Source organism: Mycobacterium sp. (assembly GCF_008709575.1).
Lineage (GTDB): Bacteria > Actinomycetota > Actinomycetes > Mycobacteriales > Mycobacteriaceae > Mycobacterium.
This window is the reverse complement of record NZ_VYIK01000044.1, coordinates 19,096-34,410: the sequence shown is the minus strand read 5'-3', so window position 1 is coordinate 34,410 and position 15,315 is coordinate 19,096. Positions and strand designations below refer to the sequence as shown.

General features: G+C 68.7%; 19 protein-coding genes. 4 read left to right on the top strand and 15 right to left on the bottom strand.

Annotated elements, in window-relative coordinates; translation table 11 throughout:
- Positions 1–160 precede the first annotated feature (160 nt).
- Together F6Q13_RS20300 and F6Q13_RS11510 are read right to left on the bottom strand one after the other, a co-directional pair.
- The gene (locus F6Q13_RS20300; protein WP_367141279.1) at positions 161–484 is read right to left on the bottom strand and encodes a transposase; all 324 of its coding nucleotides are present in this window, start codon (positions 482–484) and stop codon (positions 161–163) included.
- Positions 456–656, bottom strand: coding sequence for a hypothetical protein (locus tag F6Q13_RS11510; protein ID WP_293056412.1), 201 nt, complete (start codon positions 654–656; stop codon positions 456–458). The genes F6Q13_RS20300 and F6Q13_RS11510 overlap by 29 nt, the downstream gene beginning before the upstream one ends.
- Before the next feature lie 209 nt (positions 657–865).
- Here F6Q13_RS11510 and F6Q13_RS11505 point away from each other — a divergent pair, with 209 nt between their 5' ends.
- Both F6Q13_RS11505 and F6Q13_RS11500 read left to right on the top strand, forming a co-directional pair.
- Entirely contained in the window at positions 866–1,159 is a 294-nt protein-coding gene (locus F6Q13_RS11505) for a hypothetical protein (protein WP_293056401.1), read from the top strand.
- A 129-nt stretch (positions 1,160–1,288) separates the two neighbouring features.
- Positions 1,289–1,864, top strand: a complete 576-nt coding sequence (locus F6Q13_RS11500; protein WP_293056399.1) for a hypothetical protein — start codon at positions 1,289–1,291, stop codon at positions 1,862–1,864.
- A gap of 6 nt (positions 1,865–1,870) precedes the next feature.
- On the opposite strand, the gene hflX is transcribed toward F6Q13_RS11500, so the two are convergent.
- The 5 genes from hflX to F6Q13_RS11475 are packed head-to-tail and all read right to left on the bottom strand — an operon-like array spanning position 1,871 to position 6,778.
- A complete protein-coding gene (gene hflX, locus F6Q13_RS11495; protein ID WP_293056397.1) occupies positions 1,871–3,322 on the bottom strand; it encodes a GTPase HflX in 1,452 nt (483 codons plus the stop codon).
- Positions 3,323–3,332: 10 nt separating this feature from the next.
- Positions 3,333–4,205 (bottom strand): diaminopimelate epimerase, encoded by an 873-nt coding sequence (dapF, locus tag F6Q13_RS11490; RefSeq protein WP_293056394.1) that lies wholly within the window; start codon positions 4,203–4,205, stop codon positions 3,333–3,335.
- A gap of 60 nt (positions 4,206–4,265) precedes the next feature.
- On the bottom strand, positions 4,266–5,171 hold the full coding sequence (gene miaA, locus F6Q13_RS11485; RefSeq protein WP_293056392.1) for a tRNA (adenosine(37)-N6)-dimethylallyltransferase MiaA: 906 nt from the start codon (positions 5,169–5,171) through the stop codon (positions 4,266–4,268).
- Complete coding sequence (locus tag F6Q13_RS11480) at positions 5,168–5,854, bottom strand: hypothetical protein (protein ID WP_293056390.1); 687 nt, start codon at positions 5,852–5,854, stop codon at positions 5,168–5,170. Before F6Q13_RS11480 ends, miaA begins: the two co-directional genes overlap by 4 nt.
- Positions 5,855–5,863: 9 nt before the next feature.
- Positions 5,864–6,778 carry a DMT family transporter gene (locus F6Q13_RS11475; RefSeq protein ID WP_293056388.1) on the bottom strand — a complete coding sequence of 305 codons (915 nt, stop codon included), beginning with the start codon at positions 6,776–6,778 and terminating at the stop codon, positions 5,864–5,866.
- 332 nt (positions 6,779–7,110) lie between these two features.
- Between F6Q13_RS11475 and F6Q13_RS11470 the strand changes: the two genes are divergently transcribed.
- Positions 7,111–8,424: a DUF349 domain-containing protein gene (locus F6Q13_RS11470; protein WP_293056386.1), complete on the top strand. Its 1,314-nt coding sequence runs from the start codon at positions 7,111–7,113 to the stop codon at positions 8,422–8,424.
- On the opposite strand, the gene F6Q13_RS11465 is transcribed toward F6Q13_RS11470, so the two are convergent.
- The 8 genes from F6Q13_RS11465 to F6Q13_RS11430 form a co-directional block, all read right to left on the bottom strand.
- Entirely contained in the window at positions 8,421–9,020 is a 600-nt protein-coding gene (locus F6Q13_RS11465; RefSeq protein WP_293056384.1) for a hypothetical protein, read from the bottom strand. The two genes, F6Q13_RS11470 and F6Q13_RS11465, sit on opposite strands and share 4 nt — an antisense overlap.
- Positions 9,017–10,504 carry a tRNA (N6-isopentenyl adenosine(37)-C2)-methylthiotransferase MiaB gene (miaB, locus tag F6Q13_RS11460; RefSeq protein WP_293056382.1) on the bottom strand — a complete coding sequence of 496 codons (1,488 nt, stop codon included), beginning with the start codon at positions 10,502–10,504 and terminating at the stop codon, positions 9,017–9,019. The genes F6Q13_RS11465 and miaB overlap by 4 nt, the downstream gene beginning before the upstream one ends.
- A gap of 53 nt (positions 10,505–10,557) precedes the next feature.
- Positions 10,558–11,085, bottom strand: a complete 528-nt coding sequence (gene recX / locus F6Q13_RS11455; RefSeq protein WP_293056380.1) for a recombination regulator RecX — start codon at positions 11,083–11,085, stop codon at positions 10,558–10,560.
- On the bottom strand, positions 11,051–12,091 hold the full coding sequence (gene recA, locus F6Q13_RS11450; protein WP_293056379.1) for a recombinase RecA: 1,041 nt from the start codon (positions 12,089–12,091) through the stop codon (positions 11,051–11,053). Before recA ends, recX begins: the two co-directional genes overlap by 35 nt.
- Before the next feature lie 166 nt (positions 12,092–12,257).
- Entirely contained in the window at positions 12,258–12,662 is a 405-nt protein-coding gene (locus F6Q13_RS11445; RefSeq protein WP_293056378.1) for a type II toxin-antitoxin system VapC family toxin, read from the bottom strand.
- Positions 12,659–12,904, bottom strand: coding sequence for an AbrB/MazE/SpoVT family DNA-binding domain-containing protein (locus F6Q13_RS11440; protein ID WP_293056377.1), 246 nt, complete (start codon positions 12,902–12,904; stop codon positions 12,659–12,661). The genes F6Q13_RS11445 and F6Q13_RS11440 overlap by 4 nt, the downstream gene beginning before the upstream one ends.
- A gap of 58 nt (positions 12,905–12,962) precedes the next feature.
- Positions 12,963–13,157, bottom strand: coding sequence for a DUF3046 domain-containing protein (locus F6Q13_RS11435; protein WP_293056376.1), 195 nt, complete (start codon positions 13,155–13,157; stop codon positions 12,963–12,965).
- A 9-nt stretch (positions 13,158–13,166) separates the two neighbouring features.
- Entirely contained in the window at positions 13,167–14,339 is a 1,173-nt protein-coding gene (locus tag F6Q13_RS11430; protein ID WP_293056375.1) for a nucleotide disphospho-sugar-binding domain-containing protein, read from the bottom strand.
- A 343-nt stretch (positions 14,340–14,682) separates the two neighbouring features.
- Here F6Q13_RS11430 and F6Q13_RS11425 point away from each other — a divergent pair, with 343 nt between their 5' ends.
- Positions 14,683–15,315: a fatty-acid--CoA ligase gene (locus tag F6Q13_RS11425; protein ID WP_293056410.1), complete on the top strand. Its 633-nt coding sequence runs from the start codon at positions 14,683–14,685 to the stop codon at positions 15,313–15,315.

The window sequence follows — 15,315 nt, the reverse complement described above, 5'->3', positions numbered from 1 at the left end:
CCAGCACCCCGCCCGCGCGTGCCCCGCCGCCACCTTGCGCCGCCGCCGGGCGATGTTCCTCCGGCTCTGCTCATGCGATATAGTCTTCACCACAAAGGCCTATCCTGCTGGGCTGCCTTAAGACCGCAAAACCCAACCAGGATAAGGCCTTTGCCTATTTCTACCCTGCCGACACGCTTACTGAAGGGCTAGTGGCTCGACGGTCAGCTGACTGCGAGCCCGGCCAGTCCGGTGGTGCCGGGGTGCCGTGGAGTTTGCGCAGGTTGTGACACGCTGCCAGGAGCAGCCATTCAGCGCGGGCCTGCTCGAACCGGCGTAGCAGTAGATGTTTGGCGTTGTGCAGGGTGGCACCGAATACTGGTTCGACGATTGCCTGTCGGTGGGCGTAGACCTTCTGGCCGGTCTTCGTGGTGCGTTTGCAGGCCATCCGCTGGCGGAAATCCTCCCGCGGGACGCTACTGGCGGTGGGTCGCCACGTGCTCATCAACGACCTCGACGATGAACCGGGCCAAGAGCTCAGTCGGCAGCCAATCACCCAACAACGGCGGCAACAACAACCCCTGATCCGGATCGAACCGCCGCACGATCTCGCCCACCAGCGGCTTCACCGCCGCGGAATCCGTTTCTATCCACTCGACACGCTCAACTTCGAACACCCCGCCGCCATCGAGATCATCAGGCAGACACCACCATCGCGTGCGCCGGCCGATAAACCGCCCACCCCGCCCGCCGTGTTACCGACCCACGCACCTAGCCCAAAGTGCACCGGGCGTGGCATCTGGAAGACTACGCCAGCTTCGAAAAGGTGGAAACACAATAAAGTTGGACACAATACTTGGTGCAAGATTCGCTGCATATCAATGCGATGACTATTCGCCACATCGTCGGCGTGCCGAACCATATCCGCGCCTGCACGCGCACGGCATACCGCGGCGCCGGCGGTTACAGTCGCCTCCATGTGGCCAACGACTACGAGCTTTTGGTGCGTAGCTTCCCGACGACCCGGTTCGTGCACATTCCGCGGCATTACGAGCAGCGCATCCACGCGCGACTTCTCGAGCTGGGGGTCGACGACTTCATCTGGACACCTAACGGCCTGGACTACACCCGACCCCGACCGGAACCCGAATCGCATTGCAGCATGGTCCTGCAAAGCTGACAGTCGATAGCTTTGACCAGGCTCGACGGCGAGCCGGCCGACACCGATGCACCAACCAGCGTCGGCGCACACCCGGCGGTCCCAGCGACTCGCCGACCAAGATCGCGAAGGTGGCGATACGATCAGCTGATGGCTGACAACGATGGTGACGCTCACACCACAACTGCTGAACTTTCCGCTGAGGGTGAGCCGAAGAACGCCCGCGGCAAATCCCGGTTGAAACTTCCCGGCGCCGCCGACCGGAAGCCGCCCTGGCTCACCCTCACCACGCTGGTGATTGCGCTGATCGCTGTCGGCGTGGCCGTGGCGGCATGGTTCCGGCCGACACATTCGGCCACGCCACGCTTCTCCGACCAGCAGGCCGCTGAAGCCAAGAAGAGCATGTGCACCGCCTACACCTCGGTACACGAAGGCGTCGTCAGCAACACCCACATGGCCAACCCGAACCCGAACGACCCCGTCGGCCAACTTGCGGTGGCGGCAAACGCCCGCTTGGCGCTGATGGGGGGCGGCGAGTATCTGCGACAGCGTCTCGCTGCGGCACCTGCCACGCCGGCCGAGCTATCGAACGCCGTCGCGTCGATGGCCAACACGTTGGAGGACCTCGCTATAGGTTATCTCTCGGGTGCCACCAACTTCTCCCTGGACCCGTTGCGGCGCGACCTCGACAACGAGATCGGGCAGATCGATGCGCTGTGTGCCTGACGGGACCTAGTCGGACGAAGCCGGGTGCGCGACGTCGGTTGAGAACTCGCGCAGGCGCGCCGCCAAGGCCACCGGAACCCGCGCCCTGACCCTGGTGCCGTCGCCGGTGTGCTCGGCGTGCAGCAACCGTCCGTGGGCATGCAGCCGGGCCAGCAGGTCGCCGCGGTTGTAAGGAATCAGCACGTCCACGGCGGTGTCGGCCGGGCCGGCCAGCTCGGCCATCCGCCGGCGCAGCACGTCGACGCCGTCGCCGGTGGCCGCCGAGACGAACACCGCCCCGGGCAAGGCGCGGCGCAGCTTGGCCAGCGCTAAACCGCCGGCGGCGTCGACCTTGTTGACCACCAGCAGCTCGGGCGGCGGATCGCGGTGACGGTCGGCCCGGTGGTCGGCGAAGACCTCGGAAATCACCTGGCGTACCGCGCTGATCTGGGCCAGCGGGTTGACGTCGGAGCCGTCAACGACGTGCACCAGCACGTCGGCGTCGACGACCTCCTCCAGCGTCGAGCGGAACGCCTCCACCAGCTGGGTGGGCAGGTGCCGCACGAAGCCGACGGTGTCACTGACGACGAACGGGCGGCCGTCGTCAAACCGCCCCCGACGGGTGGTCGGCTCCAGGGTGGCGAACAGCGCGTCCTGCACCAGGACCCCGGCCCCGGTGAGCGCGTTGAGCAGGCTGGACTTACCGGAGTTGGTGTAGCCGACGATCGCGATCGAGGGCACGTCGCTGGCCAGCCGGCGGCTGCGCTGGGTGTCACGGACCTGCTTCATGGCCTTGATGTCGCGGCGCAGTCTGACCATCCGCTCGCGGATGCGCCGACGGTCGGTCTCGATCTTGGTCTCACCGGGTCCGCGCAACCCCACTCCCCCGGTGCTGCCGCCGGCGCGGCCACCGGCCTGCCGCGACATCGACTCACCCCAGCCGCGCAGCCGCGGCAGCATGTACTCCATCTGCGCCAGCGACACCTGGGCCTTGCCTTCGGCGCTGGTGGCGTGCTGGGCGAAGATGTCCAGGATCAGCGCGGTGCGGTCGACGACCTTGACCCCCACGGCCTTCTCCAGCGCGGTCAGCTGCGCCGGCGAGAGCTCGCCGTCGCAGATGACGGTGTCGGCGCCGGCGGCCACCACCACCTCGCGCAGCTCGGCTGCCTTGCCGGAGCCGATGTAGGTCGACGGGTCGGGCTTGTCGCGGCGCTGGATCAGCCCGTCGAGGACCTGCGAGCCGGCGGTGTGCGCCAGTGCGGCCAACTCTGCCAGGCTGGCCTCGGCGTCGGCGGCGCTGCCGTCGGTCCACACCCCCACCAGCACCACTCGCTCCAGGCGCAGCTGTCGGTACTCGACCTCGGAGACGTCGGCAAGTTCGGTGGACAGCCCGGCGACGCGGCGCAGCGCCGAGCGGTCCTCGAGTGCGAGTTCGCCTGTACTGGGCGTCAATTGGTCAACAGATTCGGGATAACTCATCAGCAACTCATTAACACGGCTGGGTGCGCCACCATTCCTCGCTGAGCTCACCGCGAGCCACCAGCACCGACGGTCCGCGCAGGAAGCTGGTGGCCTCGGTGATGGTGACGACGACCTCGCCGCCGGGCACCCGAACGGCCAGGGTGCCGGTGGCCGCGCCGGTGCACGTCAGTGCGGCCAGCGCCGCGGCGACGGCACCGGTGCCGCAGGACCGGGTTTCGCCGACCCCGCGCTCATGCACCCGCATCGTGACCGCCCCGTCGGCCGGCGCGGTGAGAACTTCGACATTGACCCCGTCGGGAAATTGCGAGGTATCGACGGTGACGGGAGCCGAAACATCTAGCGCGGCAAGCTCTTCGACGCTCAGTGCAGGGTCCAGGCAGGCCAGGTGCGGGTTGCCGACGTCCACGGCGACACCATCGAAACACCGGCCGCTGACCACGGCGGTCCCGGCGCCCAGCCGGTTTGCTTTGCCCATGTCGACGGTGACATCAGCGCAGGTGGCGTCGACGCCGTGCACGACGACCGGCCGCGGACCGGCCAGCGACCCGACCACGAACTCATCACGCGACTCCAGACCGCTGGCTCGCAGGTAGTGAGCGAACACCCGCACCCCGTTGCCGCACATCTGCGCGATCGACCCGTCGGCGTTGCGGTAGTCCAGATACCAGTCGGCGCCGCCAACGCCGTCGGGCAGCCGATCCAGCACCCCGGCCGCCAGCGCCGCGCCGGCGGTGGTGACCCGCAACAGCCCGTCGGCGCCCAGTCCGCGGCGCCGGTCGCACAGGGCGGCCACGGCAGCCGGCGGCAACGCGAGCCTCGCGTCCGGGTCGGGCAGCAGCAGGAAATCGTTTTCGGTGCCGTGGCCCTTGACGAAGATCATGCCCGCCACTCCTCGATCCCGGCTGCGTCGTCATCGTTGTCATCGGCGGGGACCACCAGTTCAGGATACGTGCCGCCAGGCCCGCAACGCCTGGTCTGCGATGCCGTCGCGGGTGGCGTCAAGCCAGTGAATCCGGTGATCGCGGCGAAACCACGACCGCTGCCGTCGCACGTAGCGGCGGGTGCCGATCAGCGTCGGATCCCGAGCCGCGTGACCGGTTCCGCCCGCGTCGAGGTCGGCGATCACCTGGGCGTAACCCAGCGCCCGCGATGCGGTGAGACCCGCCCGCAATCCCCGGCCGAGCAGCCGGGTGACCTCGTCGACCAGACCGTGCGCGAACATCGCGTCGGTCCGCTTGGCCAGTCGCTCGTCGAGGCGCTCGGTGGCGCAGTCCAGTCCGACTATCACCGTGTCCCAGCGGGGTGGGCCGATCGGCGGTGACGACGCGGCGAACGGTTTCCCAGTGAGGTCGACCACCTCCAGTGCCCGCACGATGCGCCGAGCGTCGGTGGGCAGGATCGACGCCGCGGCGGCCGGATCACGGGCAGCCAGCTCGGTGTGCAGCGCGGCCACCCCGACCTCGATCAGTCGCTGCTCCCAACGGGCCCGCACCGCCGGGTCTGTCGCCGGGAAGGCCCAGCCGTCGATCAGCGACTGGATGTAGAGCATCGACCCGCCCACGATCACCGGCACGGCCCCGCGGGCCGCGATCGCCTCGACATCGGCGGCGGCCTCCCGCTGGTAGCGGGCGACGGTCGCGGTTTCGGTGACGTCGAGGACGTCGAGTTGGTGGTGCGGGATGCCGCGTCGCGCAGACAGCGGCAGCTTGGCGGTGCCGATGTCCATGCCGCGATAGAACTGCATCGCGTCGGCGTTCACGATCTCGCCACCCAGCCGCTCGGCGACCTGCAGCGCCAGATCCGACTTGCCGGTCCCGGTCGGGCCGACGATCGCCAGCGGCCTCACAGCTGCCAGATACCGGCGAAGTAGCCCACCCCGTAGGGTGCTCCGCGGTAGAGCTCTTTAGCCGATCGCGGTGCCGGCTCGGCCAAACCGGCCAGCACCCGCAATGCCGCCCGCCCGACCACCTGGTCGGGCAGCTCCGCCAGAGCGGTGACATCGCCGGTAGCCAGCGCATCGTCGAGAGCACGCTGGACCGCGACGTCACCGGGGCGGTGGCCGCCGGGCGCGGCAGGGGTCAGTGTGGTCACGCCGTCGGCGACCACCAGCACCCCGACCGGATCAGCCGCGCGCTCGACCTCGGCCCGCAACCGTCGCCCGCGGGCCATCGCCGTGGCAGCGTCGAGGTCAGCGACGTGCACCCGGGTCTCGGCGACGGCCTCGGGCCGGGCCTGGGCCCGCAACCAGCCGGTGAACAATGCACACAGGGGCAACTCCGCCGGGTCGGCGACATCGCCGGGCGACAAGCGCACCCGCACGTCGGCGCCGAATCCGGCGAACGTGCCGACGCTCTGCGGGCCGATCACGGCATCGGCTGGGCCCACGCCCACCGCGATCCAGCGCGGCGGCAGCGCGGCCGCTGCCGCGATCACTGCGGCCCGCACGTCGCGAACCTCGGCAGCAGCAGCGCCGGCGAGTTCGGGAACCAGCACCGGTGCGGAGGGAACGATCGCGACGGCGCCCACCACGCCACCAAACTAGCGTCTCGTCGACACCGTCCGCGCACCGGTGGCAGCCGCCTCCCGGGCCGGGCCCTGTGCTGCAGCGGCCTCACCGCGGGCCAGCGCCGCAGTCGCGACGACCATCACCACTGCCGCCGCGAGCAGTGCGAAATCCGTCTCGTCGCCGGCACGCACGGTCTCACCGAGCACCAGAACACCCAACAGCGAACCCACTACGGGCTTGGCCACGATCATCGTCGGCATGGCCGCCGTCAGCGAACCGGCCCGATATGCCGACTGCTGGAACACCATGCCGGCCAGGGCGGCCAGCACACACGCGTACAACTCCGGGGTTCGCCATACCGCGCCCGCATCCCGGCCGAGCACGTCGACGACGCCCTTGGCCAGCACCGCGAACAACGCCAGCGATGAGCCCGACACCAACGCCAGCAGCACCGCAGACAGCGCGCGACCCGCCCAGAACCGCGCTCCCAGCAGGCATACCGCCGACAACGGACCCATCGTGACGGCTACGACGATCCAGGTTTGCAGTGACGCCCGCCAGTGCCCCGCCGAGGGCTCGCCGACGGTAAGGATCACGCCCAGCGCACCGGCCAGGAGCGCCGCCCAGATCCACTCCCGCCCGCTTACCCGCTGGCGGTTCAGCCGCGCGTAGATCGGCAGCGCAAACAGCAGTGCCGTCACCTGCAACCCAGTGACCACGATCACCGAACCCATGCTCAGCGCCGCAGCCTGCAACACGTAGTTCACGATCGCCGCCAGCGCACCCAGCTGCCACCGGTAGTCACGCACCGACAACCCGAAGAGCTTGACATAGCCGACCGGTTCGTCGGTGATCGTCTGTGCCGACCGTTGCCGCGCCACATTGCCGAGCGCGGACGCCAGGGCAGCGCACAGCGCGAGCAGCACCGCAAGGTCGCCCTTGTCCATAACGATCTCCTCACCGGCGCCCCGCCGGGTAAGCAGTACCGGCTCACTGTTGTTCACCACGGTGCCGGGCTACCGGTGCCCTCCTCGAGGCCATTCTCGACACGCCGCGACGCCCAGCCTACTGTTTGGAGGCACGCGGGTCCGCCCGCGATGACTGCCCGGTCGAGGGCCGGCACCGGGAACGCAGCGCACGTCGCGGGTCGAACTGCTTCAATACTGGGTAAGAAACTGGACAGAAACGGGCACCGGCGGAGCCCCCGGCGGTGGTGACTGGCGCTGCGATGCGCGGCAGGTGCGCGGAAACCCGCGCGAAGGGCAGGTGACGGTAGCACATGACCGCTGACAAGCCCCCCGGCAGCCAGGCCAGGCCGATTCCGCGTCCCGGACCGCGGCCTGGCCCCCGACCCGTCCCGCACCCGATTGCCGCGCCGCTGTCCAACGACCCGCGCCGGTTCGGCCGCGTCGACGCCGACGGAACGGTATGGCTGATCAGTGCTGCCGGTGAGCGGATCATCGGTTCCTGGCAGGCCGGCGACGCCGAAGCCGCGTTCGCCCACTTCGGCCGGCGCTTCGACGACCTGAGCACCGAAGTCGCGTTGCTCGAGGAACGGCTGGCCTCCGGCACCGGCGATCCTCACAAGATCAAAAGCACCGCCGCGACGCTGGCCGAGACGTTACCGACAGCCAGCGTGCTCGGCGATGTCGACGCCCTGGCCGCTCGGCTGGCCGCCGTCGCTGACCGCGCCGACGCCGTTGCCGCCATCCAACGAGCCCGGCGGGAGGAGCGCCGCGCCGCCCAAACCGCCCGCAAAGCGGCTCTGGCCGCCGAAGCCGAGGAGCTGGCCGCCCATTCGACCCAGTGGAAAGCTGCCGGCGACCGGCTGCGCGCGATCCTCGATGAGTGGAAGACGATCACCGGTGTGGACCGCAAGACCGACGACGCGCTGTGGCAGCGTTATTCGGCGGCTCGCGAGACGTTTAACCGGCGGCGTGGATCCCACTTCGCCGAACTGGACCGCGAGCGCGCAGCAGTGCGCGCGGCCAAGGAACGCCTGTGCCAACGGGCCGAAGAACTGGCCGAGTCCACCGACTGGAGTGGGACCACCGCCGAGTTCCGCAAGCTGCTCACCGAGTGGAAGGCCGCCGGACGGGCGGCCCGCGACGTCGACGAGGCGCTGTGGCGCCGCTTCAAAGCTGCCCAGGACATCTTCTTCAAGGCCCGCAACGCCGCGGCCGCCGAACGAGACCAGGAGTTGGCCGCCAACGCCGCCGCCAAGGAAGCGCTGCTGTGCGAGGCCGAGCACCTCGACATCACCAACCACGAGGCCGCGCGGGCAGCGCTGCGCTCCATCGCGCAGAAATGGGACGCGATCGGCAAGGTGCCGCACGACCGGGCGGCCGAGTTGGAGCGACGACTGCGCGCTGTCGAGAAGAAATTCCGTGAAGCCGGCGAACCGGGCCGGTCGGATCCCCAGGCGCAGGCCCGCGCCGAACAGTTCCGGATGCGTGCCGAGCAGTTCGAACGCCAGGCTCGCAAAGCCGCGGCCGCGGGCCGCAGCAAGGAGGCCGAAGAGGCCAAGGCCAACGCCGCGCAGTGGCGGCAATGGGCCGATACCGCCGCCGACGCGCTGAGCCGCCAGTCTTAGCCGCCCTTGGGCGGCTCGCTCGGCGGGTCGGTGTCCTCGGTGGTGTCGAGGTTTTCCAGCAGTGTTCTCGCCTGTCGGCCCGCGGCCGCGCGGCGGCGCTCCTCCTCGGCGGCGAGCTGCACGATGGTGCGCGACCACACCACCCGTCCCCAGTGAAAGGTCAGCAGCATCACCGCGATCCATGCGACGACCAGGCCCCAACCGGGTCCGGGATGCCCGGCGGCGACGGTCTGGCGCGACCACACGGCCAACAGACCGGCAGCACTGGCCACCGCTGAGCCCGACAACGCCGTCCAGGCCAGCACCCAACGGCGAGTCAACAACGCCAGCATCGAGAAACCCACACCGAACACCAGCGCCAGCCAACCGAATACCCGTGATGGCAGCGCCACCGCGGCGGCCGCAGCAGCATGCCCACCCAACAGCACGTCCCAACCCCGGACATCGCCGGTGTGCGGCAGAATAAACGAGCCCAACAGCACGAACACCAGAATCGCAACCACCACAGCCCTTGCGCCCGGATCGATCTCACGGGCAATGCGGCGTTCGGCCGCCTCCAGGTCGGCTCGGTAGGCTTCGAAGTTCTCGTCGTTCATCGATTCGCGCCCACAGGTGAGGCCGGTGGCCCGATGGGGGGCATACCCAGCCCGACGCCGCGTGCAGACCCCGCCTCGTAGGCGTCGCCGGCGCGGGTGCGCCGATGGGTGACGACGCCGCCATCGGCGATCAAGTAGTGCGGCGCGGCGTCGGTGACCACGGTGGTGATGACGTCACCGGGGCGCAGCTTTCGATCGCCGGGCGCGAAGTGCACCAGCCGGCCGTCGCGGGCACGACCACTCATCCGCGCAGTGTGGGCGTCCTTGCGTCCTTCACCGACGGCCACCAGCACTTCGACAGTCGTCCCGATCTGGGCGCGGTTTTGCTCGTAGGCGATCTGCTCCTGCAGTGCGACCAGGCGTTCGTAGCGCTGCTGAACCACAGCTTTCGGCAGCTGGTTGTCCAGTGCCGCGGCGGGCGTGCCGGGTCGTTGGGAGTACTGGAAGGTGAATGCGCCGGAAAACTGCGCCTGTCGCACGACCTCGAGCGTGGCGGTGAAGTCGTCCTCGGTTTCCCCGGGGAAGCCAACGATCAGGTCGGTGGTGATCGCGGCGTGCGGCATCGCCGCGCGCACCCGGTCGATGATGGCCAGGTAGCGCTCAGCGCGATAGGAGCGCCGCATCGCCCGCAGAATCCGGTCCGACCCCGACTGCAGCGGCATGTGCAGCGCCGGACACACGTTGGGGGTCTGCGCCATCGCCTCGATGACGTCGTCGGTGAACTCGGCCGGATGCGGCGAGGTGAACCGTACCCGGTCCAACCCGTCGATGTCTCCGCAGGCCCGCAGTAGCTCGGCGAAGGCCCCGCGGTTGCGCGGCATGGCCGGGTCGGCGAACGACCTCCCGTAGGCGTTGACGTTTTGGCCCAGCAGGGTGATTTCCAGCACGCCGTCGGCGACCAGTGTCCTCACCTCGGTCAGGATGTCGTCGGGGTGGCGGTCGACCTCTTTGCCACGCAGCGACGGCACGATGCAAAACGTGCAGGTGTTGTTGCATCCGACCGAGATGGATACCCACGCGGCATAAGCGGATTCCCGCGCCGTCGGCAAGTTCGACGGAAACTCCTGCAGCGCGTCGGCGATTTCGACCTGGGCGACCCGGTTGTGGCGGGCCCGCTCCAGAAGTGTGGGCAGCGAGCCGATGTTGTGCGTGCCGAAAACGACGTCGACCCACGGCGCCTTGCGCAAGACCGTGTCGCGGTCCTTTTGGGCCAGACAGCCGCCGACGGCGATCTGCATCGCCGGGTTGGCACGCTTGCGCGGCGCCAGATGGCTGAGATTGCCGTAGAGCCTGTTGTCAGCGTTCTCCCGGACCGCGCAGGTGTTGAACACCACCACGTCGGCGTCAGCACCGTCCGGCGCGCGCCGGTAACCGGCGGCCTCCAGCAGCCCCGCCAACCGCTCGGAGTCGTGGACGTTCATCTGACACCCATAGGTGCGAACCTGATAGGTTCGCCCCGCCTGCGGTGCCGGCGTCGACGTCACGAGCCCATGGTACGGCCAGGCACAGATAGTCGCCGGCGCGTGGGTCGGGCAGCTCAGACACGCCGGCGCTCCCGTTCGGCGGCTACCTCGACGCTGACCACGTCATAGGCCAGGCTCTGGCCGTAGCCGCGGCGCGCCAACATCGCCACCAGCCGGCGGCAGACCCGGGCCTCGTCCTTTGCGTCGCTCAGGGTCTCCCGTCGCAGCCTGCTCCGCACCAGCTGTTCGGCCCTGTCCCGCTCGGCAGCGGGCTTGATCCCGTTCAACACGGCGGTGATCACGTCGTTGTCGATGCCCTTGGTGTGCAGCTCGGCAGCCAACGCCCGCTTGCCTTTTGCAGCGTTCACCCGCCTGGAGTGCACCCACTGCTCGGCGAAGTCGACGTCGTCGACAAGACCGACGGCGGCCAGCCGATCCAACACCCGAGAGCGGACGTCCTCGGGATAGCCGCGCTTGGCCAGCCGCCCGTCGAGCTCGGCACGGGTTCGCGCCCGGGCGGTGAGCAGGCGCAGGCACAACCCCCGCGCCTGCTCCTCGTGGGACGGCTCAGAAGTCGACGGGGGCGGGCAGGACTTCGTCATCAGTGATCACCGCGCCGATACCGAGCTTTTCTTTGATCTTCTTTTCGATCTCGTTGGCGACGTCGGCGTTCTCCAGCAGGAAGTTACGGGCATTCTCCTTGCCTTGACCGAGTTGCTCGCCTTCGTAGGTGAACCAGGAGCCGGACTTGCGGATGAAGCCCTGTTCCACGCCCATGTCGATCAGCGAGCCTTCCCGGCTGATGCCCTTGCTGTAGAGGATGTCGAACTCCGCTTGTTTGAAGGGTGGGCTAACCTTGTTCTTCACCACCTTGACCCGGGTGCGGTTGCCGACCGCGTCGGTGCCGTCTTTGAGCGTCTCAATGCGCCTGACGTCCAAGCGAACCGAGGCGTAGAACTTCAAAGCCTTTCCGCCGGTGGTTGTTTCGGGCGAACCGAACATCACGCCGATCTTTTCGCGTAGCTGGTTGATGAAAATGGCAGTGGTGCCTGAATTGTTCAGCGCACCAGTCATTTTCCGCAGCGCCTGGCTCATCAATCGTGCCTGCAGTCCGACATGGCTGTCGCCCATCTCCCCTTCGATCTCCGCGCGCGGCACCAGTGCCGCCACCGAGTCGATGACCAGGATGTCCAGCGCGCCGGAACGGACCAGCATGTCGGCGATCTCCAGTGCCTGCTCGCCGGTGTCGGGCTGGCTGACCAGCAGCGAATCGGTGTCCACGCCGAGGTTCTTGGCGTACTCGGGGTCCAGGGCGTGCTCGGCGTCGATGAACGCCGCGATGCCGCCGGCAGCCTGGGCGTTGGCCACCGCGTGCAGGGCGACGGTGGTCTTGCCCGAGGACTCCGGGCCGTAGATCTCCACGATCCGGCCGCGCGGCAACCCGCCGATGCCCAGGGCGACATCGAGTGCGATCGATCCGGTCGGGATGACCGAGATCGGCTGACGCACCTCGTCGCCGAGGCGCATCACCGACCCCTTGCCGTAATTCTTCTCGATCTGGGCCATCGCCAGTTCGAGAGCTTTCTCGCGGTCAGGAGCTTGCGGCATGGTGCTACCTCTCGTGTGGTCGGTGTTCGATTGACCGGTGTTGGTCGGTTGGCCGTGACGCTAGCGGCAAGGTCTGACAAGTGCCCTGACCAGCGTGTCGCCGTCGAACACCGCCCACCTTAGCGAACGTGTGTTCGATGGCAAGGAGGCGCGCCGTGTCGTGACTTCACCTCGCCAGGTCGAACCGCACCCGCAACTGTTCGTAGGTCCTGACGGCCCGCAGATCCCGGGTCCACAGCGTTGCGCCGGCAGCTTTCGCCGTCAGTCCGACCAGCGCGTCGTAGGTTGCGCCACCGCTGACACCGAACTCGGCGAGGCTATCGATCAACCCTCGATGCGCGCGCGCATCCAGTGTCAAATAGTCCTCCGACGTGAGGCTGGTCAGGTATGCGTGCGCGACGCCGGGGGCCACCCGGTGCGGTGGCGGCAGACGTGTCAGGACTGAATACGTTTCCACGGCGACGTGCGCGATCAGCTGAACGCCGCGGCTGAGCACCGCTACAGCCGACTTGTGCCCTTCGTGCCACGTCGCGAATCCGGCAATGAGGATGCTGGTGTCCGGGGCGATCACCGCCGCACGCGATCGACGGTTTCACGAACGATTTCATCAGTCAGCGGCGGCAGTGCGCGCTCGGGTCGGGCCACCAGAACCGGGCCTTCCCGAATGAGCTCGACATCGGTCGATGCCGGTTCAATCTCGATCCGGCCATCGCGCTCGGTGATCTCCACCTGCTCGTTTCCGCGAAGACCCAACCGGTCGCGAATCCGCTTAGGGATCACCAGCCGCCCCGCCGCATCGATGGTTGTGCGCATGGCACGAAATCTACCATCCAGGGCGGACGCACTGCCCGCCGAGCACGAGCAATCGGTCTCACCACTGCTCGCGGGGCACGTCGAAGTCGACGCACAATGCCCGCCACACATCGCGCGGGTCAACGCCGTCCTCGATCGCCTGTGCGGCGGTGCGTCCACCAAACCCGCTCAGCACATGGTCGGTCAGCACCGAGGCGCCGTAGGCAGCGCCGAACCGCAGCGTGACCCGGTCATGGAACTCCGTCAGGCGCACCTCGCCAACCTACCCAGCCAGCGCCACCGCCTCGCGACACACTCGCACCGGATCGGCGACCGCGGCCACGCCCGCCGCGGCCCGTCGGGCAGCTTCGCGGTAGCTCGGTCTCGACAGCACCTCACCGACCGCGGCGACCAGCGCGTCGGCCGTGAGCGGCCGAACCAGCAGCCCGCTTCCCTGACGCACCACCCGGTTGGCCACCTCCCACTGATCCCCGCCGCCGGGCACCAGCACCAGCGGCACACCGGCCAGCAACGCCTTGGCCACCATCCCGTGCCCGCCGCCGCAGACCACCAGGTCGGCGTGCGCCAGCAGCTCGTCCTGGCGGCCCAGCCCGACCACGGCCCACGGCGGCACGGTCAGCTCGGGACCGTTCAGCCGCGACACCACCACCCGCGCGCCGGCGGGCAGCCCGGCACCGGGCACCAGGTGGTCCAGTGCGGTCTTCGCTATCCCCCGTGCCCCGGTCAGCGCGGTCGACGGTGCCACCACGACCACCGGCCCGTCCCCGGGCGGGACGGGCAGGATCTGCTCGGTCGGCTCGAAGTGCAATGGACCCACCACAACGGCCTCGGCCGGCCAGTCCGGGCGCGGCAGCTCCAACGCCGGCAAGGTGGCGACCAGCCGGCGCAGCGGACCGGGGTCATGCGCCGGCAGACCGATCGCTGCCCGCGCTGCGGCCCGCTGGCGCAGACCCGCGCGCCAGGATCGCGCCGCCAGCGCCCGCATTACCGAGTCCCGCAACCATCCGTGCAGGCCAGTTCCCGGGGCCAAACCGCTGCCCAGTGGCGGCAGCCCCTTCGACGGCAAATACAGCGGATGCGGGTTGAGCTCGATCCACGGCACCCCGATCAGCTCGGCGACCATGCCGCCACAAGCCGTGATGACGTCGGACAGCACCAGATCGAGTTCCATCTCCCGCAGCTGCGGCAGGTTGAGTACCGCCATGCGGGCGGCGCGTTGGTGAATCTTTGCTCCGGCGTCGGCGTCGTCATCGGCCGCAGTGGGTTCCAGACCCGCCAGTTCGACGGCGTCGACCCCGGCACGGCGAGCAGTCTCAAGCCAGGCGGGGCCGGTGAGCAGTGTCGGAGTGTCGCCGGCGGCCCTGAAGCGCCGGCACAGCGCAATCGCGGGAAAGCAATGTCCGGGATCGGGACCGGCCACGACGGCGACACGCATCGACCTCACGTTGTCTGCCCTCACGTTGTCGGCAGCCGCACGACCCGCCGGGCGGCGTGGAGCGCCTGGCCTGGCGTGTCGCCGCGGCACACCCGCCCGGTGTTGGCCATCACGGTCCGGCGCGCACTACTCGCCGCTGCCATGCTCACCTTCCATCGGGCACACCCTGCCCGGTATCGGCGTCGAACTCAACGTCGAGCCGGCCTCGGCGTGCCAGAGCGAGGTGGGGCCACCCGCCGACTCGCCGAAGTTAGGTTAGACTCTACTAACTAAATTGGTTACACTACGCTGCGTGAGACGTGTGCGGCCCGGTGGTGAGCCGGAATCGAACGCGCGCGCCCGGGTGAGCGACAGCGAAGCGCGATCGCTGGTGCTGGCGGCGTCCTACCGCGTCCGAGACGTCGGCCGGGTCTGGACGTTGATCGAAGAAGGGCGCTCCCCGCTGGTCGGCCTCGGCGCACGCTACGTGGTTCTCTACACCTCGATCAACGAGCCGGGCCGGGTGCTGGTGACCATCGGTATCCGGCGTCGAACATCGGTGCAGGAATTGTTGCGCTCACCTGCGGTATTCGAATGGTTCGACCTCATCGGCGTCGACGACCTGCCCGCGATATTCGCTGGCGAAGTGCTGGAGAAGATCAACCTGGTCGCCGCCGAGACGGACACGATTGCACCCGGGGTGATCATCGGCGCGGTCTCCGCTGTCGCAGACGTCGCGGACCTGATGACGAAGGTGCACGACGGCCTGCACCGATTCCGGGACGCCGGGGTGCGCAAGGTCTGGATCTACCGGGCCTTCGACGACCAGCGGGAAGTGCTGACGCTGATGGAACTCGACAACGTGGTCAGCGCACAGCGCTGGATCGATGATCCCGACGAAGCCGCGGAGTGGATGCCGGGCGCCGGGTTCGGGGTGTACCCGGGCCTGTTCGTCGGAAAACTGGCCCATGTGATGCGCGCCGAGGCGGATCAGTGA

Bases quoted from the DNA above. Each gene is read 5' to 3' on its own strand.
- dapF (WP_293056394.1), bottom strand. From the start codon at position 4,205: ATGATCTTCGTCAAGGGCCACGGCACCGAAAACGATTTCCTGCTGCTG.
- recA (WP_293056379.1), bottom strand. From the start codon at position 12,091: ATGCCGCAAGCTCCTGACCGCGAGAAAGCTCTCGAACTGGCGATGGCC.
- F6Q13_RS11505 (WP_293056401.1), top strand. From the start codon at position 866: ATGACTATTCGCCACATCGTCGGCGTGCCGAACCATATCCGCGCCTGC.
- F6Q13_RS11430 (WP_293056375.1), bottom strand. From the start codon at position 14,339: ATGCGTGTCGCCGTCGTGGCCGGTCCCGATCCCGGACATTGCTTTCCC.
- F6Q13_RS11475 (WP_293056388.1), bottom strand. From the start codon at position 6,778: ATGGACAAGGGCGACCTTGCGGTGCTGCTCGCGCTGTGCGCTGCCCTG.
- F6Q13_RS11500 (WP_293056399.1), top strand. From the start codon at position 1,289: ATGGCTGACAACGATGGTGACGCTCACACCACAACTGCTGAACTTTCC.
- F6Q13_RS11440 (WP_293056377.1), bottom strand. From the start codon at position 12,904: ATGCGCACAACCATCGATGCGGCGGGGCGGCTGGTGATCCCTAAGCGG.
- F6Q13_RS11470 (WP_293056386.1), top strand. From the start codon at position 7,111: ATGACCGCTGACAAGCCCCCCGGCAGCCAGGCCAGGCCGATTCCGCGT.
- recX (WP_293056380.1), bottom strand. From the start codon at position 11,085: ATGACGAAGTCCTGCCCGCCCCCGTCGACTTCTGAGCCGTCCCACGAG.
- F6Q13_RS20300 (WP_367141279.1), bottom strand. From the start codon at position 484: ATGAGCACGTGGCGACCCACCGCCAGTAGCGTCCCGCGGGAGGATTTC.
- F6Q13_RS11465 (WP_293056384.1), bottom strand. From the start codon at position 9,020: ATGAACGACGAGAACTTCGAAGCCTACCGAGCCGACCTGGAGGCGGCC.
- hflX (WP_293056397.1), bottom strand. From the start codon at position 3,322: ATGAGTTATCCCGAATCTGTTGACCAATTGACGCCCAGTACAGGCGAA.